This is a genomic window from Arthrobacter sp. StoSoilB13 (genome assembly GCF_019977255.1).
In the GTDB taxonomy this organism is placed as follows: domain Bacteria; phylum Actinomycetota; class Actinomycetes; order Actinomycetales; family Micrococcaceae; genus Arthrobacter.
On sequence record NZ_AP024647.1, the window covers coordinates 21,138 to 42,648 of the forward strand.

General features: G+C 61.7%; 16 protein-coding genes and 2 rRNA genes. 12 read left to right on the forward strand and 6 right to left on the reverse strand.

The window, feature by feature from the left end:
- Positions 1 to 244: 244 nt before the first annotated feature.
- The 11 genes from LDP01_RS00085 (at position 245) to xerD (ending at position 14,440) form a co-directional block, all read left to right on the forward strand.
- A 23S ribosomal RNA gene (locus tag LDP01_RS00085) occupies positions 245 to 3,401 on the forward strand.
- 147 nt (positions 3,402 to 3,548) lie between these two features.
- Positions 3,549 to 3,665: ribosomal RNA gene (gene rrf / locus LDP01_RS00090) — 5S ribosomal RNA — on the forward strand.
- Positions 3,666 to 4,013: 348 nt separating this feature from the next.
- Positions 4,014 to 5,951 carry a hypothetical protein gene (locus tag LDP01_RS00095; protein ID WP_224089464.1) on the forward strand — a complete coding sequence of 646 codons (1,938 nt, stop codon included), beginning with the start codon at positions 4,014 to 4,016 and terminating at the stop codon, positions 5,949 to 5,951.
- Positions 5,944 to 6,930: an HAD-IIA family hydrolase gene (locus LDP01_RS00100; RefSeq protein ID WP_224089466.1), complete on the forward strand. Its 987-nt coding sequence runs from the start codon at positions 5,944 to 5,946 to the stop codon at positions 6,928 to 6,930. Before LDP01_RS00095 ends, LDP01_RS00100 begins: the two co-directional genes overlap by 8 nt.
- 9 nt (positions 6,931 to 6,939) lie before the next feature.
- Positions 6,940 to 7,203, forward strand: coding sequence for a hypothetical protein (locus LDP01_RS00105; protein WP_224089468.1), 264 nt, complete (start codon positions 6,940 to 6,942; stop codon positions 7,201 to 7,203).
- A gap of 3 nt (positions 7,204 to 7,206) precedes the next feature.
- Positions 7,207 to 8,019, forward strand: a complete 813-nt coding sequence (locus LDP01_RS00110) for a TlyA family RNA methyltransferase (protein WP_224089469.1) — start codon at positions 7,207 to 7,209, stop codon at positions 8,017 to 8,019.
- A 13-nt stretch (positions 8,020 to 8,032) separates the two neighbouring features.
- On the forward strand, positions 8,033 to 9,127 hold the full coding sequence (locus tag LDP01_RS00115; RefSeq protein ID WP_224089471.1) for an NAD kinase: 1,095 nt from the start codon (positions 8,033 to 8,035) through the stop codon (positions 9,125 to 9,127).
- 3 nt (positions 9,128 to 9,130) lie between these two features.
- Complete coding sequence (recN, locus tag LDP01_RS00120) at positions 9,131 to 10,870, forward strand: DNA repair protein RecN (RefSeq protein ID WP_224089473.1); 1,740 nt, start codon at positions 9,131 to 9,133, stop codon at positions 10,868 to 10,870.
- A gap of 146 nt (positions 10,871 to 11,016) precedes the next feature.
- On the forward strand, positions 11,017 to 12,762 hold the full coding sequence (gene pyrG, locus LDP01_RS00125) for a CTP synthase (protein ID WP_224089475.1): 1,746 nt from the start codon (positions 11,017 to 11,019) through the stop codon (positions 12,760 to 12,762).
- 53 nt (positions 12,763 to 12,815) lie between these two features.
- Complete coding sequence (locus LDP01_RS00130) at positions 12,816 to 13,478, forward strand: NUDIX domain-containing protein (RefSeq protein WP_224089477.1); 663 nt, start codon at positions 12,816 to 12,818, stop codon at positions 13,476 to 13,478.
- 2 nt (positions 13,479 to 13,480) lie between these two features.
- Entirely contained in the window at positions 13,481 to 14,440 is a 960-nt protein-coding gene (xerD, locus tag LDP01_RS00135; RefSeq protein ID WP_224089479.1) for a site-specific tyrosine recombinase XerD, read from the forward strand.
- A gap of 8 nt (positions 14,441 to 14,448) precedes the next feature.
- Here xerD and LDP01_RS00140 read toward each other — a convergent pair whose 3' ends face one another.
- Complete coding sequence (locus tag LDP01_RS00140) at positions 14,449 to 15,234, reverse strand: hypothetical protein (protein WP_224089481.1); 786 nt, start codon at positions 15,232 to 15,234, stop codon at positions 14,449 to 14,451.
- A 74-nt stretch (positions 15,235 to 15,308) separates the two neighbouring features.
- Between LDP01_RS00140 and LDP01_RS00145 the strand changes: the two genes are divergently transcribed.
- Positions 15,309 to 15,803, forward strand: coding sequence for an 8-oxo-dGTP diphosphatase (locus tag LDP01_RS00145; RefSeq protein ID WP_224089482.1), 495 nt, complete (start codon positions 15,309 to 15,311; stop codon positions 15,801 to 15,803).
- A gap of 112 nt (positions 15,804 to 15,915) precedes the next feature.
- Here LDP01_RS00145 and LDP01_RS00150 read toward each other — a convergent pair whose 3' ends face one another.
- The 5 genes from LDP01_RS00150 to LDP01_RS00170 form a co-directional block, all read right to left on the reverse strand.
- A complete protein-coding gene (locus tag LDP01_RS00150) occupies positions 15,916 to 17,055 on the reverse strand; it encodes a bifunctional 2-methylcitrate synthase/citrate synthase (protein WP_224089483.1) in 1,140 nt (379 codons plus the stop codon).
- A 74-nt stretch (positions 17,056 to 17,129) separates the two neighbouring features.
- Positions 17,130 to 18,035, reverse strand: a complete 906-nt coding sequence (gene prpB / locus LDP01_RS00155; protein ID WP_224089485.1) for a methylisocitrate lyase — start codon at positions 18,033 to 18,035, stop codon at positions 17,130 to 17,132.
- Positions 18,036 to 19,556: an MmgE/PrpD family protein gene (locus tag LDP01_RS00160; protein ID WP_224089488.1), complete on the reverse strand. Its 1,521-nt coding sequence runs from the start codon at positions 19,554 to 19,556 to the stop codon at positions 18,036 to 18,038.
- Between the two features lie 22 nt (positions 19,557 to 19,578).
- Entirely contained in the window at positions 19,579 to 20,220 is a 642-nt protein-coding gene (locus LDP01_RS00165; RefSeq protein ID WP_224089489.1) for a GntR family transcriptional regulator, read from the reverse strand.
- Positions 20,221 to 20,291: 71 nt separating this feature from the next.
- Positions 20,292 to 21,392, reverse strand: a complete 1,101-nt coding sequence (locus tag LDP01_RS00170) for a class I SAM-dependent methyltransferase (RefSeq protein WP_224089490.1) — start codon at positions 21,390 to 21,392, stop codon at positions 20,292 to 20,294.
- Positions 21,393 to 21,511: the final 119 nt, after the last annotated feature.

Below are 21,511 nucleotides of genomic sequence, written 5' to 3' on the forward strand. Positions count from 1 at the left end.
AGGGGGACACAGTTCTGGTGTTTCTTTTGTTCCTGCTTCCGGTTCGTACCGGCACCCGTGTGGGTGTTGGGGGTCTGGTTGACGGGGTTGTTGTTTGAGAACTACATAGTGGACGCGAGCATCTAGAACACGCATGGTGCCGGCTCTTCGGGGTTGGTGGGTGTGTGTTCTTACAGCAATTTCTTATGAATGAACCTGGCCTTTTGTGGTCGTGGTTCTCTCGAGTAAGTTTTTGATCTTGTGTGGTCAAGTTTTTAAGGGCACACGGTGGATGCCTTGGCATTAGGAGCCGAAGAAGGACGTAGGAATCTGCGATAAGCCTGGGGGAGTTGATAACCGAGCGTTGATCCCAGGATGTCCGAATGGGGAAACCCCGCACAACGCTGCAAGGTGATTGTGTGACCCGCATCTGAACACATAGGGTGCGTGGGGGGAACGCGGGGAAGTGAAACATCTCAGTACCCGCAGGAAGAGAAAACAAGAGTGATTCCGTTAGTAGTGGCGAGCGAACGCGGATCAGGCTAAACCGTTTCCATGTGTGATAGCCGGCGGGCGTTGCATGGGCGGGGTTGTGGGACTTTCCGTACTGGTTCTGCCGGACCGGTGGGGTGTGTAGTGCAGGCATAGGTGAACGGTCTTGAAAGGCCGGCCAGAGAGGGTGTGAGCCCCGTAACCGTAATGTTGTGTACCGCCTGGAGAGGATCCCAAGTAGCACGGGGCCCGAGAAATCCCGTGCGAATCTGTCAGGACCACCTGATAAGCCTAAATACTTCCTAATGACCGATAGCGGACCAGTACCGTGAGGGAAAGGTGAAAAGTACCCCGGGAGGGGAGTGAAACAGTACCTGAAACCGTGTGCTTACAATCCGTCGGAGCAGTCGTGAGTAATCACTAGTAACTGTGACGGCGTGCCTTTTGAAGAATGAGCCTGCGAGTTAGTGTTACGTCGCGAGGTTAACCCGTGTGGGGTAGCCGTAGCGAAAGCGAGTCTGAACAGGGCGAGTGTAGTGGCGTGATCTAGACCCGAAGCGGAGTGATCTACCCATGGCCAGGTTGAAGCGACGGTAAGACGTCGTGGAGGACCGAACCCACTTCAGTTGAAAATGGAGGGGATGAGCTGTGGGTAGGGGTGAAAGGCCAATCAAACTCCGTGATAGCTGGTTCTCCCCGAAATGCATTTAGGTGCAGCGTTGCGTGTTTCTTGCCGGAGGTAGAGCTACTGGATGGCCGATGGGCCCTACAAGGTTACTGACGTCAGCCAAACTCCGAATGCCGGTAAGTGAGAGCGCAGCAGTGAGACTGTGGGGGATAAGCTTCATAGTCGAGAGGGAAACAGCCCAGACCACCAACTAAGGCCCCTAAGCGTGTGCTAAGTGGGAAAGGATGTGGAGTTGCGAAGACAACCAGGAGGTTGGCTTAGAAGCAGCCATCCTTGAAAGAGTGCGTAATAGCTCACTGGTCAAGTGATTCCGCGCCGACAATGTAGCGGGGCTCAAGTACACCGCCGAAGTTGTGGATTTCACACGGTACCCTAGCCTTCGTGGTTCAGGGGTGTGGAGTGGTAGGGGAGCGTCGTGTGGGCAGTGAAGTCGCGGTGGAAACCAGCGGTGGAGCCTACACGAGTGAGAATGCAGGCATGAGTAGCGAAAGACGGGTGAGAAACCCGTCCGCCGAATGATCAAGGGTTCCAGGGTCAAGCTAATCTGCCCTGGGTAAGTCGGGACCTAAGGCGAGGCCGACAGGCGTAGTCGATGGACAACGGGTTGATATTCCCGTACCGGCGAAAAACCGCCCATGCCAAGCGGGGGATACTAACCGCCCGGAGCCTGCCCGCCCACCCTTGTGGTGTGTGGGTTTTGGCCGAGCGCGGGACCTGATCCCGGGAGGTAAGCGTATTAACAGGTGTGACGCAGGAAGGTAGCCGGGCCGGGCGATGGTTGCCCCGGTCCAAGGATGTAGGGTCAGGGATAGGCAAATCCGTTCCTGTGTGTTTCGAGCACGATCCTGAGATCTGATGGGACTCCCGTTCGGGGGGATCCGGTGATCCTATGCTGCCTAGAAAAGCATCGACGCGAGGTTTTAGCCGCCCGTACCCCAAACCGACACAGGTGATCAGGTAGAGAATACCAAGGCGATCGAGAGAATTATGGTTAAGGAACTCGGCAAAATGCCCCCGTAACTTCGGGAGAAGGGGGGGCCTGCCCCGTGATGGAGACTTGCTCTCCGTGAGCGGGTGTGGGCCGCAGAGACCAGGGGGAAGCGACTGTTTACTAAAAACACAGGTCCGTGCGAAGTCGCAAGACGATGTATACGGACTGACTCCTGCCCGGTGCTGGAAGGTTAAGAGGACCGGTTAGCCCCTTGCGGGCGAAGCTGAGAATTTAAGCCCCAGTAAACGGCGGTGGTAACTATAACCATCCTAAGGTAGCGAAATTCCTTGTCGGGTAAGTTCCGACCTGCACGAATGGAGTAACGACTTCCCCGCTGTCTCAACCATAAACTCGGCGAAATTGCAGTACGAGTAAAGATGCTCGTTACGCGCAGCAGGACGGAAAGACCCCGAGACCTTTACTATAGTTTGGTATTGGTGTTCGGAGTGGCTTGTGTAGGATAGGTGGGAGACGTTGAAGCCCGGACGCCAGTTCGGGTGGAGTCATCGTTGAAATACCACTCTGGTCACTTTGGACATCTAACTTCGGCCCGTGATCCGGGTCAGGGACAGTGCCTGATGGGTAGTTTAACTGGGGCGGTTGCCTCCTAAAAAGTAACGGAGGCGCCCAAAGGTTCCCTCAGCCTGGTTGGCAATCAGGTGTCGAGTGTAAGTGCACAAGGGAGCTTGACTGTGAGAGAGACATCTCAAGCAGGGACGAAAGTCGGGACTAGTGATCCGGCGGTACATTGTGGAATGGCCGTCGCTCAACGGATAAAAGGTACCTCGGGGATAACAGGCTGATCTTGCCCAAGAGTCCATATCGACGGCATGGTTTGGCACCTCGATGTCGGCTCGTCGCATCCTGGGGCTGGAGTAGGTCCCAAGGGTTGGGCTGTTCGCCCATTAAAGCGGTACGCGAGCTGGGTTTAGAACGTCGTGAGACAGTTCGGTCCCTATCCGCTGCGCGCGCAGGAAATTTGAGAAGGGCTGTCCTTAGTACGAGAGGACCGGGACGGACGAACCTCTGGTGTGTCAGTTGTACTGCCAAGTGCACCGCTGATTAGCTACGTTCGGATGGGATAACCGCTGAAAGCATCTAAGCGGGAAGCTCGCTTCAAGATGAGATTTCCATACACAATACGTGTGAGAGGCCCCCAGCCAGACCACTGGGTTGATAGGCCGGATGTGGAAGCGAGGACCAAAGACTCGTGAAGCTGACCGGTACTAATAGGCCAACAACTTACACCACACACAACACACTGCACGCGTCCACTATGTGGTTCCCGAACAACAACCGTTCCAGGAACCAACAACTGAATACACAACACCACAGTTGTAACCACACAGTCTTCCCACCCCACACCACAAAACCGGTGCGCGGGACGGGTAACAAGGTTACGGCGGTCATAGCGTGGGGGAAACGCCCGGTCCCATTCCGAACCCGGAAGCTAAGACCCACAGCGCCGATGGTACTGCACCCGGGAGGGTGTGGGAGAGTAGGACACCGCCGGACACACATTAGGTAGAGACCCCCAACCCACACCGGGTTGGGGGTCTCCCGCATTCAAACGACTGCATTCAAACGACACACATTTGACCAACACAAGACAAGCCCCGACCACCACAGCCGGGGCTTGACCCATTTAAACCCCCGGAAGACCCAGCGCCAATAGCGCTGTGAGACTTGCCACGGGATACCCCTGGAGCTGCTCCGACGTTCGGCGACTGAGGTGCTGTCGCCTAGAATTGCATAAGACATACGAGTCGGCAGCTCCGTGCTGCAGACGGCGTGACAACGAAATAAGGGTTATGAGCGACTACGCACGCGCCAGTGGTCGGCTCGCAACAGGAGGAATCCACCATGGCTGAGCACAACGGCGGCAATCGCGACGGCAACCGCGGAAACTTTGGCGGGAATCGCGGCGACCGCGGTTCTTTCCGCCCCAACAATAACTCCGGTGGAGATCCTCGCGGATTCCGTTCCAGGGAGAATCGCGACGGCAATGAGCAGGGTCGTTCCTTCGGTGGCGATCGTGATCGCAGGCCCTTTGGTGACCGCGGTGACCGTGGTGATCGTCCGGCGCGTGATGGTGAGCGTCGTCCGTTTAACAGCGACCGTGGCGAGCGTAAGCCGTTCGGTGACCGCCCGCCCCGTGATGGCGAGCGTCGTTCCTTCGGTGGCGATCGTGACCGTAAGCCCTTTGGTGACCGCGGTGACCGTGGTGATCGTCCGGCGCGTGATGGTGAGCGTCGCCCATTCAACAATGACCGTGGCGAGCGTAAGCCCTTCGGTGACCGCCCGCCCCGTGATGGCGAGCGTCGTTCCTTCGGTGGCGATCGTGACCGTAAGCCCTTTGGTGACCGCGGTGACCGTGGTGATCGTCCGGCGCGTGATGGTGAGCGTCGCCCATTCAACAATGACCGTGGCGAGCGTAAGCCCTTCGGTGACCGCCCGCCCCGTGATGGCGAGCGTCGTTCCTTCGGTGGCGATCGTGACCGTAAGCCTTTTGGCGACCGTGGTGATCGTCCGGCGCGTGATGGTGAGCGTCGCCCATTCAACAGCGACCGTGGCGAGCGTAAGCCCTTCGGTAGCCGTCCTGAGCGTGGTCCGCGGAACTTTGATGGTCCTCGTCGTGATGGCGAGGAGCGTCGTCCGTTCAACAATGACCGTGGCGAGCGTAAGCCCTTCGGTGACCGTCCGGACCGTGGCGGCGACCGTCGTCCCTTCAGCAATGACCGCGCCAACTCATGGGAAGACCGTCCGGCCCGGGTTCCCAACGCGAAGGACATTCGCAGCGCCAACCGCCCTGACCGCGAACGTTCTCCCGAGATCGATGAGGATGTCACGGGTAAGGAACTTGACCGCGCCACCGGCCATCAGATCAAGACCCTCGAAGAGCAGAGCGCAGGCTGGGTTGCCAAGCACCTGGTCATGGCCGGTCGCCTGATCGACATCGAGCCGGAGTTGGCCTTCCAGCACGCTTTGGCTGCCAGCCGCAGGGGTGGCCGGCTCTCGGCTGTCCGGGAGGCTGTTGGCCTGACGGCTTACGCTGCGGGTCACTATGGCGAAGCGCTCCGCGAATTCCGTACGTACCGCCGCATCAGCGGGTCCAACGTTCACCTGCCTGTCATGGCGGACTGTGAGCGTGGCCTTGGCCGTCCTGACCGTGCACTGGACATGGTCCGTTCTCCGGAAGCGCAGGACCTGGATGCTCCGGGCAAGGTAGAGCTGGCGATTGTGGCTTCGGGCGCACGCGCTGACCTTAACCAGCTTGACGCTGCTGTTGCCGAACTTGAGATCCCGCAGCTGGACATTAATCGGGCATTCTCCTACAGCCCCCGTCTGTTCCGCGCGTATGCGGAAGCACTGACGGCTGTGGGTCGCACCGAGGAAGCCGAAAAGTGGGCCCGCCAGGCAGTGGTTGCCGAGAATGCCTTGGGTGTTGGCGACTTCGCTGAACCGGAAATTCTTGATCTCGGCTGGGACGAGCAGGAAGAAGCAGCAGCGGCGCGGAAGCCGCGCTTCGAGAAGCGCGGCGAGGATTCCGACGTCGTTAGGCCGGAAAGCGAATCGGTGATCGCCGAGGCGGCTGCTGCAGATGCCGAACACGACGACGTTGACATCGATGATGCCGAATCGGATTACTTCGAGTCGGACGATGCCGAATCGGATATTGATTCAGCAGAAGAGTCTGACGAAGCCGAAGAAGAAGCAGAGGCTGACGAAATCGTGTCCCACACGGAATCCATCGATGAAGAGGCTACCCACGAACAGGGCACTGACTCCCAGCATGGCTGATTCACTCATTTCGTCCTTTGACGCGGTTCTTTCCGATCTTGATGGTGTCGTTTACGCGGGTCCCCACGCCATTCCCGGAGCTGTAGAGTCGCTGCAGCGCCTGGAGACGGTAGGCGTCGGGCTGGGTTACGTGACGAACAACGCCTCGCGTACTCCCGCCCAGGTTGCAGCGCACTTGAGGGAATTGGGAGCGCCTGCGGAGGATCACCAGGTGGTCAGCTCGTCGCAGGCCGCGGGGGAGCTGCTTGCTTCCATGCTGCCTGCGGGGGCTCACGTGCTCATCACTGGCAGTGCGGCGTTGGCTCACGAGATCGAGCTCGTGGGCCTCAAGCCCGTGCATAGTGCGGCGGAGTCGCCAGTTGCTGTTGTCCAGGGCTTTAACCCGGAGATCGGCTGGAAGGACCTCGCTGAGGCATCCTATGTTGTTGCCAGTGGCGCCCAATGGTTCGCGACCAACACGGATATGTCCATCCCGCAGGCGCGCGGTATGGCTCCTGGCAACGGTACTCTCGTTGCCGCTGTTGCGGCCGCAACGGGCAGGACGCCTATGGTGGCCGGTAAACCTGAAGCACCGTTGTTCCACGCTGCGGCCAAGCGCTTGAAGTCGGACCGTCCTTTGGTAGTCGGAGACCGTTTGGATACGGACATCCTGGGCGGTAATCGTGCGGGATTTGCGACGGCGGCGGTACTCACCGGCGTCGATACCACGCTGACGATTCTGGCTGCACGGACGGAAGAGCGCCCCGATTACCTGTTGGCGGATCTGGGTGATCTTTACAATCCATACCCCGAAATCGTCAGCGACGGTGGCACCTACCGTTGCGGTGCAGCTTCTGCGATTGCCGAGGACGGCAAGGTCACGCTTACAGGGCACAAGGATGACCTCGACGCGTGGCGGGCGGCGTGCGCTGCCTGGTGGGCTGCGGTTCCGGACACGGCTGTGGCCCAAGCGCCGAAGCTGGAATGGCGAACTCATTAGACTGGTGCGATGACTGAGCCCAACAATCTCCCGGAAGCTGAGGCTGAACGGACCGCTGTGCACTGGCCGGAGGCTCTCGATTCCACCGGCGATGCCCCGGTGGACCGTGCCCTAAGTTTGTTGGAGGGCGTTCATGGCGCTCCGGTGGCCGAGCATGCCGGGCTGTATTCAGCACTTCATGACTCTCTCCTGGAGGCGCTGGATGCTGAGCCTGGGCTCCCGCCGGCTGCTGACCGGCATGCCAGTCCTACCCGCCCGGAAGGCGACAAATAGCGGATGGCAAGACTTGATCAGGAACTCGTGACGCGTGGGCTGGCGAGGTCCCGGACGCATGCTGCCAAGCTCATTAGCGACGGCAAGGTGAGTTCAGACGGGGTCGTTTTGGCCAAAGCGGCCCAGCAGGTGGACGCCGGTACAGACCTGGACGTCCAATCCCACGTTGAGGACATCTACGTGAGCCGCGCCGGGCATAAGCTGGCTGGCGCGTTGGCAGCGTTTCCGGGGGTCGCAGTTTCCGGGAGGCGGTGTCTCGACGCCGGAGCCTCCACTGGTGGCTTCACCGACGTGCTGCTTCGGCAAGGCGCCGCGCAAGTGGTGGCGGTCGACGTCGGGCACGGCCAACTGGTGCCGCTCCTTCGCGATGATCCCCGCGTGGTGGTCCATGAGGGGCTAAACGTCAGGTACGTGACGCCGGACCAGATCGGCGGCACCGCGGCCCTGACAGTTGCAGACCTGTCCTTCATTTCCCTGACGTTGGTCCTGGGCCCCCTTGCTGCCTGCACGGAACCCGGCGGAGACCTTGTCCTGATGGTCAAGCCGCAGTTTGAAGTCGGCAAGGAGCGGCTGAGCCGCACGGGTGTGGTGTCTTCCGAGAATGAACGACGCCGGGCGGTGGCCCAAGTGGCCCGCGCTGCAGTTGATGCCGGGCTGGAACTTCATGGCCTGGCAGCAAGTCCACTCCCGGGCCAGGACGGAAATGTTGAGTACTTCCTGTGGATGAAGCGCAGGATGTCCGCTGTGTTGCCTAAGATCGAAGAGCGGGACGAGGACGTTGCTGCGTTGATAAAGAACCTCTGGCCAAACGACTAGAAAGCAGAACCCGATGAGCAGGCATGTACTTGTCCTTGCCCACACAGGGCGGGAGGAATCGCTCCGGGCGGCGTGGGATGCCTGTACGCAGCTGCACTCCTCGGGCCTGGTTCCGGTCCTCCAGAAGTCGGAATTGGCAGATGTCGAGCGCTTCTTTGGTGCCGTTGACACCCCCATTGAGATCCTCCACGACGACGTGAGTTTGGAAGACGTGGAATTGGTGATGGTTCTGGGTGGCGACGGAACCATCCTGCGCGCGGCGGAACTGGTCCGGGAGGTGGACGTTCCCTTGCTGGGCGTGAACCTGGGCCACGTGGGCTTCCTTGCCGAGAGCGAACGTGCTGACCTGGCCCAGACGGTTGAGTGGATCGCGAGCCGCCAATACACGGTCGAAGAGCGCATGACCATCGATGTCCAGGTGTGGATCAAGGGCCAGAAGATCTGGCATACCTGGGCCCTGAACGAAGCTGCCATCGAGAAAGCCAACCGGGAACGGATGCTTGAGGTCGTCACTGAGGTGGATGAACGCCCGCTGACGTCGTTCGGCTGTGATGGCGTGGTCCTCGCGACGCCAACGGGATCAACCGCGTACGCATTTTCGTCTGGTGGGCCGGTGGTGTGGCCTGAAGTGGAAGCGCTCGTCATTGTGCCGATCAGCGCCCATGCCCTTTTCGCGAAGCCCTTGGTGGTCTCGCCGCGTTCCAAGCTCGCCGTGGAAATTATGAACAGGACGGATGCCCTGGGCGTCCTTTGGTGCGATGGCAGGCGCTCTGTTGATTTGCCTCCGGGTGCGCGTGTTGAGGTGACCCGCTCAGCCACGCCTGTACGACTGGCACGGACGCACAGGACTCCTTTTTCGGCCCGGCTTGTGCGCAAGTTCCAGCTCCCCATCCACGGCTGGCGCGGTCCGGCTCCCCGGTCGGGGGAAGTCCACACTGGCCCCATCCCTGTGATCCGAACCCTTTCACCGGCTCCTTTGCCCACTCCCCGGGACGCGCATGATTCCCGGGACTCGAACGATTCCCGGGAGCCGAACGATTCCCTGGCCGCCGAAACATCCCTGTACCCGGGGCACGGTGAGCCATCCGACCCCACGAATGCGAAGTGAAGCATGCTTGAAGAACTCCGAATCCGTGACCTCGGTGTCATTACTGATGCCGCCCTGCCGCTAGGCCCCGGCCTCAGCGTGGTTACCGGCGAAACCGGTGCCGGCAAGACCATGGTGGTGACCGCCGTCGGGCTTCTCCTGGGGGCCCGTTCAGACGCGGGTGCCGTCCGCAGCGGCGCCAAATCTGCCTCCGCAGAGGCAGTCTTGAAGCTTGATCCAGCCCACAGCGCGGTGGAGCGGGCCAAGGAGGCCGGCGGTGAGGCGGAGGAGTTCGACGGCGTCGCTGAACTCCTGCTTGCCCGGACCGTTGGTGCCGATGGCCGCAGCCGGGCTTACGTTGGGGGACGGGCGGCGCCGGTGGGGGTTCTGGCCGAACTTGGCGAGAGTTTGGTGGTGGTGCACGGCCAGTCGGACCAGATCAGGCTGAAGAGCGCTACCGCACAGCGACACGCCCTGGATCGTTTCGCGGGTGCACCCTTGGCCAAGGTCCTGGGGGAATACCAGGATCTGTACAACCATTGGAAGTCCATTCAGGCCGAGCTGGAGACCCTTCGCAGCGAGGCGCGGGAGCGGCTTCGTGAGGCGGAGTCGTTGGACGCTGCGCTCAAAGAGATCGATGACGTGGATCCCCAGCCGGGTGAGGATGAGACCCTCAAGGCTGAGGCCGTCAAGCTTGCCAACGTTGAAGAACTCAGGCTCGCAGCAGCGGCGGCACATGAGTCGCTCATCGCGGAGGAATTCGGGGATGCCGGCGATGCCACATCGATGGTGGATGCGGCCAAGCGGACGCTGGAGCATGTTGCAGAGCATGATGAGGCGCTGGGGGCCGCTGCTGCACGCCTGGCCGAAGTTGGCTTCCTGCTGAACGATATCGCCGCTGACTTGTCCAGCTACCAGGCCGCATTGGACACCGAAGGCCCGGAGCGGCTCTCCGAAATCCAGGAACGCCGCGCCGCTTTGGCCAGACTGATCCGCAAGTACGCCCCAAGCATCGATGAAGTGCTGGAGTGGGCGGCCACGGCCCGTGTGCGTTTGGACGAGCTGCAGGACGATTCAAGCCGCATCGAATCCTTGGATGCCGAGGTGGCTTCGACCGAAGCTACCCTGCGCAAGCAGGCCGCAGCGATCAGCAAGGCCCGTCTCAAGGCGGCCAAGGACCTCTCGGCCCGTGTGAGTGCGGAGTTGAAGGCATTGGCCATGGCGGATGCCACGTTGATCATCCAAATAGAGGACAGCGGATCGCTTGGCCCCTGGGGAACGGATGAGATCGCCTTCCTCCTTCAGCCACACTCCGGCGCTCCTGCGCGCCCACTGGGCAAGGGAGCCTCCGGCGGTGAACTCTCAAGGGTGATGCTGGCGATCGAGGTAGTGCTCGCTGCGGTGGATCCTGTTCCTACGTTCGTCTTTGACGAGGTGGACGCCGGAGTAGGTGGACGGGCCGCCGTCGAGATCGGGCGCCGGCTGGCCATGTTGGCCCGCCACGTCCAGGTCCTCGTTGTGACGCACCTGCCGCAGGTTGCTGCCTTCGCAGATCAGCACATCAGGGTTACCAAAACCTCAGTGCGGGGCGCCGACGGAAAAACGTCCACGGGATTCACCTCCAGCGATGTGCAACTGCTGGATGACGACGAACGCGTGAAGGAGCTTGCCCGTATGTTGGCCGGGCAGGAAGACTCGGAATCTGCCCAGGCACACGCGCAGGAGTTGCTGGACGACGCGAAGTTGCTTCCCCAGCGGGCGTAGGAAATTCCGGGGACGCGGCCGGTGCCGGACTGCGACCACTATCACATCCGTGCACTTGGTCCCGCCCGGCTCTTGATTGCAGGCATGATCTTGGGCAACTATTGACCATTTGGGGAATCCGGACGGACGCTTGGAAGGCGTAATTGATGATAAGCTCGAATTCCGTGGTGCAGCGATCAAATTCCCGTGTAAATTCCCGGTTCCCGGGCTCGTCCAAGACGACCAAACACATCTTCGTCACCGGTGGTGTGGCGTCCTCGCTCGGTAAGGGTCTGACGGCTTCCAGCCTCGGCCACCTGCTGCGGGCACGCGGTTTGTCTGTAACTATGCAGAAGCTCGATCCTTATTTGAACGTGGATCCGGGCACGATGAATCCCTTCCAGCACGGCGAAGTTTTCGTGACTGATGATGGCGCCGAAACCGACCTCGACATCGGACACTACGAGCGCTTCCTCGATGAAAACCTCGAAGGTTCGGCCAACGTCACAACGGGCCAGATCTACTCCACGGTCATCGCGAAGGAACGCCGTGGTGAATACCTCGGAGACACCGTTCAGGTCATCCCGCACATCACGGATGAGATCAAGCGCCGCATGCGCCTTCCCGCAGAAGGCAAGAACGCTCCGGATGTCATCATCACCGAAATCGGTGGCACGGTTGGCGATATCGAATCGCAGCCCTTCCTTGAGTCGGCCCGCCAGGTGCGCCAGGACATCGGCCGGAACAATGTCTTCTTCCTCCATGTTTCCCTGGTTCCGTACATCGGTCCCTCCCAGGAACTGAAGACCAAGCCCACGCAGCACTCCGTGGCAGCCCTTCGTTCCATCGGTATCCAGCCCGAGGCAATCGTGATCCGTTCGGACCGCGAAGTGCCCGAGGCCATGCGGGAGAAGATCGGCCGCATGTGCGACGTCGACATCGACGCCGTGGTCAACGCTGCGGACGCACCCAGCATCTATGACATCCCCAAGACGCTGCACTCGCAGGGCCTGGACTCCTATATCGTTCGCGCACTGGACCTGCCGTTCAAGGACGTTGACTGGAGCAAGTGGGACAAGCTGCTTGAAGCGGTCCACAACCCCAAGCACGAGGTCGAGATCGCCCTGGTGGGGAAGTACATCGACCTTCCGGACGCTTACCTCTCCGTCACCGAGGCCCTCCGCGCCGGTGGGTTCGCCAACGAGGCCAAGGTCAAGATCCGCTGGGTCCCCTCGGACGAGTGCGAAACCCTTGCCGGTGCCACCAAGTCACTTGCCGGCGTCGACGCCATTTGCGTACCGGGCGGCTTCGGTATCCGTGGCCTTGAAGGCAAGCTGGGTGCACTGAAGTTTGCCCGTGAATCCAAACTGCCGGTCTTGGGCCTGTGCCTTGGCCTGCAGTGCATGGTGATCGAATACGCGCGAAACGTGGTTGGCCTGGAAGGGGCCTCGTCCAGCGAGTTCGAGCCGGACTCCAAGTACCCGGTCATCGCCACCATGGAAGAGCAGCTGGACATTGTGGAAGGCAAGGGAGACCTTGGCGGCACGATGCGCCTGGGGCTCTATGAAGCCAAGCTGGACGAGGGCTCCGTTGTCGCCGAGACGTACGGCACCACTTCAGTGAGCGAACGCCACCGCCACCGCTACGAGGTTAACAACAAGTACCGTGACCAGATCGCGGCGGAGGGCCTTGTCTTCTCGGGTACCTCGCCTGACGGCAAGCTGGTTGAGTACGTTGAACTTCCCCGCGACGTGCACCCGTATTACGTTGCTACGCAGGCACACCCGGAGCTTAGCTCCCGCCCGACGCGCCCGCACCCGCTCTTCGCGGGCCTCGTGAAGGCAGCCTTGGAGCGTCGTGAAGGTGCCGTTGTGGGAACCAAATCCGGTGCCGGTGCGGTAGCTGCCAAGTAGCGCGGTGGCCGCCAAGTAAACCGTAAACGCAAGCACTAACGAAGGACGGCGCGATGCCCGGCATTTCCGAAACCCCCAGCACCTCAAGGCAGGTTTCGGATGCGCCGAGCCCGCGCCGTCTTTTGTCTACGAGCAAGGTCTATGAAGGCCGCATCTGGGATGTGGTCAGCGACGCCTTCCAGCTCAGCGAGGATACGGACACCCTGGTCCGCGACTACATCGACCACCCCGGCGCGGTGGCTGTGCTGCCGATGAACGTTGACGGTGAAATCCTGCTCCTGAAGCAGTACAGGCACCCTGTTGGTATGGACCTCTGGGAAATCCCGGCCGGGTTGCTGGACGTTGAGGGCGAGGATTTCGTGGCGGGCGCTGCCAGGGAGCTCGCTGAGGAAGCTGATCTTGTTGCGGCCACGTGGAATGTCCTGGTGGACTTCTTCAACTCTCCGGGATCCTCCAGCGAGGCTGTCCGGATTTATCTGGCTCGTGGGTTGAGCGCTGTTCCCGAGGCTGACCTGCATGTCCGCACGGACGAAGAGTCGGAAATCGAGTTCCACTGGATTCCGCTCGACGATGCCGTGAAGGCTGTCCTTGAAGGGCGCCTGCACAATCCGTCCGCGGTCCTGGGAATCCTGGCAGCCGCCGCCGCGAAGGCCGACGGCTTTTCCAGCCTGCGCCCCGCTGACGCGCCGTGGCCCGCGCACCCGAGCCAGCGCTAAGAATGGTCGAGGCCGCCACCCGTCCTGCCAACGGCATCGATCGAGGAGTTACCGACTACCTCCAGCACGTGGGCGTGGAACGCGGCCTGGCAGCCAATACCTTGGCTGCCTATCGCCGTGACCTTGCCCGTTATTCGAACTTCCTGGCTGGCCAAGGCGTGGAACGCCCCGGAGACGTCACGCGCCATCACGTCACCGGTTTTGCCCAGGCCTTGTCAGACGGCTCCGATGGCGCCGCGGCCCTGGGCGTCCGCTCCGCAGCCAGGACCATAGTGGCCGTGCGCGGACTTCATAAATTTTGGGCCCTTGAAGGAACCACGACGTCGGATCCCGCCAGCGATGTCCACCCGCCGATGCCGGGCAAACGACTTCCGAAAGCCATCAGCGTTGGTGAAGTAACGCGGATTCTCGAAGCTGCGGGTTCGGACTCTGCGACCGGGCTAAGGGACCGGGCCTTGCTTGAATTTCTCTATTCCACCGGCGCGCGCATCAGCGAGGCCGTAGGGCTGGACGTTGACGATGTATCCCTGGAGCACGCAGGCGGCGAACCAGCAATAGTCAGGCTCTTCGGCAAAGGTTCCAAGGAGCGGCTGGTGCCTTTGGGCTCTTACGGTGCACGCGCCGTCGGAGCCTATGTGGTCCGCGGAAGGCCGTTGCTGGCTTCCAAGGGCAAGGGCACTCCCGCGTTGTTCCTGAACGCCCGTGGCGGCCGAATCAGCAGGCAGAGTGCCTGGACAATCCTCAAGGCTGCTGCAGAGAAGGCAAACATCGCCAAGGATGTTTCGCCGCACACCTTGCGGCACTCTTTTGCCACGCATCTCCTGGAAGGCGGGGCTGACGTGCGTGTAGTCCAGGAGCTGTTGGGGCACGCATCGGTTACCACCACCCAGGTCTACACGCTGGTTACCGCCGACACCTTGCGCGAGGTTTACGCTGCTGCCCATCCCCGGGCGCTCGGCTGATGCTGCAGCTAGTCCAATACACTGAACGTCAACTCCACGGCATCGACGAACAATGCCAGCAGCGACGTCCCCAAACCGGCCACGAGCAGAAGGCCTGGGTGGGCCAGTCCCACCACCACCCGCTTCAACCGTGGCTGTCCCTTGAGGAACTTTTTGGGTACCCGCGTCTTCAACGGTATTTGCCGCCAACCGCGTAGCCGGCGAAGGAACCAGGCGCACCGCACGATGAACGCCATCCACAGGACAGAGAGCACCAGCGGGACCGACGCCAGCATGAGGTTGAAGCCGAGTGCGGTCACCTCCTTTTCGGAGTCGCCGATGACGGTCTGCACCGTGGTCGAGATGGAAGCACTCATCACCACGGAGGCAGCCCACACCACGAAGGCGACCACCAGGGCCAGGAAGCGGACGAAGAAATGGCCCAGGACAGTGGCGTCCACTGCCTTGAGGTGGCTGCGAGGGGTGGCATGCAGCACGGCCAGCGTGGACAGCAGCGTTGGCAGGGCAGCGATGAGGACCAGCAGGTACCACGTCCAACCAGCCAGGTCCACCACCTCATCCAGAACAATGAGCCCGGCCCACACCACCGTCCAAGCCCAGCCGGCGTAGAGCGGATGGGCCACCACCCAGCGGGGCAGCCAGGCGTCGCGCTCCTGCCCGGCTCTGGTGGCTGATGGGGCCTCGGCCAGAGGGGCAGTTTCGGCATCTTCCCCGGCTTGGGCCTTCACCTCATGGTTGATGGCTTGCGCTTGTGCCTGTGTCCCGGCATGCAGTTCGCCCCCACCTTCGTTCATGGGCTCACTGTAGCAATTGGGCTGACTGTGGCAATGGGACCCCGGGTGCAGGAGATCGGGTTAAGGTAGGCAGCATGACAGCAGCCCATGTGACACTGTGCTTCCTCCTCCGTGACGGCGTGGACGGGGAACACGTCCTCCTCGGTACAAAGAAGACCGGTTTTGGGCGTGGGAAAGTGGTGGGCGTGGGTGGGCATGTGGAGCCGGGGGAGACGGCGCTGCAGGCGGTGTGCCGCGAGGTCATGGAGGAAATCAGCGTGGTGGTCCAGGCCGCGGACCTCATCCCCGCCGGCATCATCGACTTCGTCTTTCCTGCCAGACCCGAATGGAACATGTACACCACTGTGTATCTGACGCGTTCTTGGGCAGGCGAACCGTCGGAGAGCGACGAGATTGCGCCCGAATGGTTCCCGGTGTCCAAGCTACCGGTGGAACGCATGTGGGCCGACGCCGAGCATTGGCTGCCCGCGATGATTTCGGGGCAGCGGATCGCAGTTCGAGTCGATTTGGCTGCCGATAACGAGAGCGTGGCTGAAGTGCACACCATCGATTGGGCCGGAACCGACTAGAAGACAGGTTTTCCAGCATACGACGGCGGGTCGGCCGCCTTTTGGTGACCGACCCGCCGTCGTATGCTTCCTCCGCCATCGTGGGCTTCCGGCGCGGCCAGAAGCCAAGGGGCTACGGCACGTGCCGCTCTTCCGGTCCGTTGTATTCGCTCAGCGGACGGATCAGCGAGTTAGAAGCAAATTGTTCCATGATGTGCGCTGTCCAGCCGGTGATCCGACTGGCGACGAACAGCGGGGTGAACGTCTGGGTGTCAAAGCCCATGAGGTGGTACGTGGGGCCCGCGGGATAGTCGAGGTTGGGCTTGATGGCCTTGGCCTCGTCCATGGCCTGTTCGAGGCCGTTGTAGAGCCCCAGGAGTTCGGGCCGTCCGTAGTGGGCGATCATTTTGTCCAAGGCGGCCTTCATGGTGGGCACGCGGGAGTCGCCGTGCTTGTAGACGCGGTGTCCAAAGCCCATGACCTTCTTCTTCTGGGCAAGGGCGTTCTCCATCCACGCCCGCGCACGGACCGCGGCTTCCTCCATGGATTCTTCGCTGCGGATGCCGATTTCGTCGAAGGTGTGCATCACGGCCTCGTTGGCGCCCCCGTGCAGAGGGCCCTTCAGTGCACCGATCGCTGCCGTCACGGCGGAGTGCAGGTCAGAGAGCGTGGACGTGACCACGCGGGCTGTGAAAGTGGACGCGTTGAAGGAGTGCTCCGCGTAGAGGATCATTGAGACGTTGAACGCCTCCACCACTTCGGGAACCTGCTCTTCGCCGAACGCCATCCACAGGAAGTTGGACGAGTAGTCCAGGTCCTCCCGCGGTTCCACGGGCTCTTGACCCCGCCGGCGGCGCTGGTCGTAGGCCACGACGGCGGGCATCGCGGCCCAGAGGTCGATTGCTTTCTTCATGTTGGCATCGGGGGATGAATCCTCCGTCAGCTCGTGCCGGGCTCCCAATACGGAAGCTGCCGTACGGCAAACGTCCATGGGGTGTGAGGTGGTGGGCAACGTGTCAATGACTGACTTGACCACTGGATCAAGCGCACGCCCTGCCCGCTCGCGGGCAACAAACTCGGCCAGTTGGGCATCGTCGGGCAGTTCGCCGTTCCATAGCAGGTAGGCGACCTCTTCAAAGCTGCACTTGGCGGCCAGTTCCTGTACCGGGTATCCCCGGTACAGCAGGGAGTTGGTGTCCGGGTTGACCTTTGAGACGGCGGTGTAGTCCACCACGACGCCGGCAAGGCCTTTTTTGATGTCTTCAGCAGCCATGCTGAACTCCTTCGTTCATTATGCAAGAGCCCCGTTGGCCGGAGTGCTTGCTTTCCCCTTGATGATTCCCGGACCTAGCGGATGCCAGGAACCTGGAAGTTAAAAACGCCGGTATCGAACTGGTTATATGCCTCGTAATCCACGAGTTCGTAGAGGCGCGCACGCGTGAGCATGTTTTCCACCTGTGCCTCTTGGGTCCCCGCAGCCTTGATCGATTCCAGCGTACGCTCTGCAGCGCCCATGGCAATGCGGAGGAGGGTGACGGGGTAGATGACCATGTTTACCCCGACGTCTTGGAGTTGGTCCACGGTGAAGAGCTCGGACTTTCCGAACTCGGTCATGTTGGCCAGGATGGGCACGTCCACGGCGTCGCGGATGGCTTGGAACTCGGTCAGATCAGCCATGGCTTCGGGGAAGATCGCGTCGGCGCCGGCGTCGACCAAAGCGCGGGCACGGTCCTGCGCGGCTTGGATTCCTTCGACGGCGCGGATGTCGGTGCGGGCCATGATGAGGAAGTTCGGGTCGCGGCGGGCGTCGGCTGCCGCGCGGATCCGCTTGGTGGCGGTGTCGAGGTCCACGACGTTCTTGCCGTCCAGGTGGCCGCAGCGTTTCGGGTTGAATTGGTCCTCAATGTGCAGTCCGGCCAGGCCGGCGTTTTCGAGTTCCTGGATGGACCGGGCCACGTTCATGGGTTCACCGAAGCCGGTGTCCGCGTCCACCAAGGAGGGCAGGTCCGTCATGCGGGCGATCTGTCCGGCCCGGGTTGCAACCTCTGTGAGGGTGGTTAGGCCGATGTCCGGCAGGCCGAGGTCGTTGGCCAGGACCGCGCCGGAGATGTAGACCCCGGCGAAGCCTTTTTCCTCAATGAGGCGTGCCGAGAGCGGATTGAATGCACCGGGAAACTGCTGGACTGTCCCGGAAGCCAACAGTTCGCGCAGGCGCAGCCGCTTCTGTTCCGGGGTGACTTTGGAGTACAGCATTTAGAACAGTCCCTTAGGTGCGTTCTCGAGGTTGATGATACCGGGGGCTGCGGTGATGTTGAGTTGGTCCAGTTCTCCTTCGCCGAGTTCGGTGACGCGTTCGACGGCGGCGAGGAACCTTTCGATCTCGGCTTCCTCCACGAGTCCGGCGGCGAGGGTGCGGAACTTGTTGATGTATTGCTCGCGGGCGAACGGCCGGGCGCCGAGCGGGTGCGCGTCGGCGACGGCGATCTCGTCAGTGACCACAGTGCCGTCCGTGAGCGTAATGACAACAGTGCCGCCGAAGGCCTTCTCGGCGATGTCCAGGGAGTGGTAGCGGCGGGTCCATTCCGGGTCTTCGACGGTGGTGACCTTGTGCCAGAGTTCCACGGTGTCCGGGCGGGTGGCGCGTTCGGGGGAGTAGGAGTCCACGTGGTGCCAGGCGCCGTCCTGAAGGGCGACGGTGAAGATGTACGGGATGGAGTGGTCCAGGGTTTCCCGTGAGGCGGTGGGGGAGTACTTTTGGGGGTCGTTGGCGCCCGAGCCGATGACGTAGTGCGTGTGGTGGCTGGTCTTGATCAGTACCGAGGCCACGTTGGCCGGGGTGGTGGTTTCGGGGTGTTCGCGGTGGAGTTTGCGGGCGAGGTCGATCCAGGCCTGGGCCTGGTATTCGGCGGAGTGTTCCTTGGTGTAGGTGTCCAAGATCGCGCGCTTGGCTTCGCCCTTCTCCGGCAGCGGGACCTCGTAGGAGGCGTCCGGGCCGTCGAGCATCCACGCGATCACGCCGTCTTCGCCTTCGTAGATCGGCACGGGCGAGGTCTGTCCTCGCATGGCCCGGTCGGCGGCTTCCACGGCCATCTTTCCGGCGAAGGCGGGGGCGTGGGCTTTCCACGTGGAGATTTCGCCCTTGCGGGACTGGCGGGTGGCGGTGGTGGTGTGCAGGGCCTGGCCGACGGACTGGAAGATGGTCTCCACGTCCAGGCCCAGGAGCGTGCCGATCCCGGCGGAGGCGGAGGGGCCGAGGTGGGCTACGTGGTCGATCTTGTGCTTGTGGAGGCAGATGGCCTTGACCAGGTTCACCTGGATCTCGTAGCCGGTGGCGATGGCCCGCACCAGGTCAGCACCGCTGGCGCCCACGTGCTGCGCGACGGCCAGGATCGGCGGGATGTTGTCGCCCGGGTGCGAGTAGTCCGCGGCCAGGAACGTGTCGTGGTAGTCCAGTTCACGCACGGCCACCCCGTTCGCCCACGCAGCCCATTCAGGGGAGACCCGCTCGGTGATGCCGAAAACATGCCCGCCCTTGCCGTTCGCCGACGGCGCGTGCGTCAGGGCCTGGGCACGGGCCGCGACGATCGGTGCACGGTTCAACGACGCGACCGCGACGGAGGCGTTGTCGATGATCCGGTTGATCACCATATCCGTCACCTCCGGGGTCACCTCCACGGGGTCTGCCGCGACCACGGCGATCTTGTGCGCCAACTGCTCCTCGCGGGGAAGGTTCTCTTCGGACTTGTAGACGCGGACGTGGTTGTTCTTGACCATGATGCTCCTTCTAATGAGGGTCTTAGCGGGCCACATGAGCGGCCTTGACGTGGGTAAGGCTTCGGTGCAAATGAAGTGTGGTGGCCGCTTCGGCCAGCCGTGGATTCCCGGCGGCGATCGCTTCAGCAATGGCGGCATGCTCAGCCGCAGCGGCCTGGAGCCGGGCGGCGTCATCGGCCGCCAGCCGACGAACCCGGACCAAATGGACCCGGAGGCTGCGCATGGCCTGGGCCAGGTAGGAGTTGGAGATTGCGGCATCGATCGCCTCGTCCAGCCGGCCAACCAACGCGTAATACTCGTGACGTGCAGGATCCTCCTCGCTGAGCAGCTCCGGCGCCCTCAGCAGCTGCGCCTGCAGTTCGGCAAAAACGCCCGGCTCTCCGCGCTCAGCGGCCAGGGCAGCGGCCCGGACCTCCAGCGTTTCGCGTAGCTCGAACAGTTCGTCGATGCTGTCCAGCGAAATATCGGTGACGACGACGCCGCGCCCGCCTGCCGCCGTCGTCAATCCCTCAGCGGTGAGCCGGCCCAGCGCCTCCCGGACAGGCGTGCGGGAGACACCCAGCCGCTCGGACTGTTCTACTTCCGCCAGGACTGTGCCCGGCCGCAGGCGCCATTCAATGATGTCTTCACGAAGAGCCGCGTAGGCCCGATCACTGGCGCGCATGACTCCAGTGTATACATAAAGCCTGTGTTGTACAGGAAACAACTCAAAATCGGGCGCCCATGTATACATGCCTAGCATGTGGCCACGTAGTACGCGTTGAACGGATCTTCCTCAAGTTCCTTGACTTCCACGCTGGTGAAGCCCGCTTCGCGGATCATGGCCGCTGCCAATTCCGTGCCCCACACGGTTCCCAAACCCTCCCCGCCCTGTCCCAGGGAGACGGCCATGCAATGAAACGTGGAGATGGTGTAGAGGAAGGATGCCCACGGCAGGTCAACGTTCTTTTCCAGGTTGCTGGAGGCGTTGATATCCACCATAAGGAACGTTCCGCCGGGTTTGAGCGCCTTGTGGATATTCTTCAGGACCTGGGCAGGATGCGCTTGGTCGTGGATGGCGTCGAAGGCAGTCACAAGATGGTAGCGGCCTTCTTCCTCAAGCGTCGTTACGTCCCTGGACACGAACCGGACGTTGGAAAGTTTCAACGCTGCCGCTTCGGCCCGCGCCACAGTTAGCGCCGCGTCAGCGAAGTCATATCCCGTGAAAGTGCTGTGGGGATAAGTGCTGGCCAGCAGGTTTACAGCATGGCCTTCGCCGCAGCCGATATCGGCCACGGCGATTCCTGCCTGCAAGGCTTTTTCGCAGCCGGTCAAGGGGAGAATCGAGTCCAAAAGCGAGGCGTCATTCACTGCGGCACTTTCGGAAGCCATGATGTGGTGGAACTGCGGGTAATCACTGTAATTTGTTCCACCGCCCTCCCGGAACGCCGTGACAATCTTGGGGGACACCTCGCCCATCAGCGGGAGATACTGCAGGGTGCGCGCCAGGTTTTCCGTTCCGGTCCCGCACAGAACAGGAACAAATTCAGGACGAAGGCAGTAGGTTGAATCGCCGGGTTCGAAGTCCACGATTCCTGCGGTCGTCATCCCTCCCAACCATTCGCGGACGTAACGCTCTTGTGCTCCAGCAGCATCCGCCACAAGTTGGCTCGTCGCAGGAGGCAGCGAGGCAAGCGTCTCAAACAAGCCGGTTTGATGGCCCACGGCAATGAGCAGTCCGATGGATGAGCTGTTCAGGATGTCAATCAGCCTGCCGGTCGCTTCCTGCACCGCTTCTTCAAGTGCTATTCCGGGCATCGTCGCCGTTTCATACTTTCCGGACTGGGTGCTTTCCATGGCTTTTCCTTGGTCTTCGGGGACCGGTGGCTCCGGCCTGTTGCCCATATCCCACGGTAAATTCAGACCCCAACGAGCCTCTTCGGGCATTTTCTGCATTTTTTCTGTAGTCGTGGGGC

Excerpts from the sequence above, each read along its gene's own strand:
- LDP01_RS00110 (WP_224089469.1), top strand. The coding sequence starts at position 7,207 with ATGGCAAGACTTGATCAGGAACTCGTGACGCGTGGGCTGGCGAGGTCC.
- LDP01_RS00130 (WP_224089477.1), top strand. The coding sequence starts at position 12,816 with ATGCCCGGCATTTCCGAAACCCCCAGCACCTCAAGGCAGGTTTCGGAT.
- prpB (WP_224089485.1), bottom strand. The coding sequence starts at position 18,035 with ATGCTGTACTCCAAAGTCACCCCGGAACAGAAGCGGCTGCGCCTGCGC.
- LDP01_RS00165 (WP_224089489.1), bottom strand. The coding sequence starts at position 20,220 with ATGCGCGCCAGTGATCGGGCCTACGCGGCTCTTCGTGAAGACATCATT.
- LDP01_RS00150 (WP_224089483.1), bottom strand. The coding sequence starts at position 17,055 with ATGGCTGCTGAAGACATCAAAAAAGGCCTTGCCGGCGTCGTGGTGGAC.
- LDP01_RS00145 (WP_224089482.1), top strand. The coding sequence starts at position 15,309 with ATGACAGCAGCCCATGTGACACTGTGCTTCCTCCTCCGTGACGGCGTG.
- LDP01_RS00160 (WP_224089488.1), bottom strand. The coding sequence starts at position 19,556 with ATGGTCAAGAACAACCACGTCCGCGTCTACAAGTCCGAAGAGAACCTT.
- LDP01_RS00095 (WP_224089464.1), top strand. The coding sequence starts at position 4,014 with ATGGCTGAGCACAACGGCGGCAATCGCGACGGCAACCGCGGAAACTTT.
- LDP01_RS00140 (WP_224089481.1), bottom strand. The coding sequence starts at position 15,234 with ATGAACGAAGGTGGGGGCGAACTGCATGCCGGGACACAGGCACAAGCG.
- pyrG (WP_224089475.1), top strand. The coding sequence starts at position 11,017 with ATGATAAGCTCGAATTCCGTGGTGCAGCGATCAAATTCCCGTGTAAAT.
- LDP01_RS00115 (WP_224089471.1), top strand. The coding sequence starts at position 8,033 with ATGAGCAGGCATGTACTTGTCCTTGCCCACACAGGGCGGGAGGAATCG.
- xerD (WP_224089479.1), top strand. The coding sequence starts at position 13,481 with ATGGTCGAGGCCGCCACCCGTCCTGCCAACGGCATCGATCGAGGAGTT.
- recN (WP_224089473.1), top strand. The coding sequence starts at position 9,131 with ATGCTTGAAGAACTCCGAATCCGTGACCTCGGTGTCATTACTGATGCC.
- LDP01_RS00170 (WP_224089490.1), bottom strand. The coding sequence starts at position 21,392 with ATGGAAAGCACCCAGTCCGGAAAGTATGAAACGGCGACGATGCCCGGA.
- LDP01_RS00105 (WP_224089468.1), top strand. The coding sequence starts at position 6,940 with ATGACTGAGCCCAACAATCTCCCGGAAGCTGAGGCTGAACGGACCGCT.
- LDP01_RS00100 (WP_224089466.1), top strand. The coding sequence starts at position 5,944 with ATGGCTGATTCACTCATTTCGTCCTTTGACGCGGTTCTTTCCGATCTT.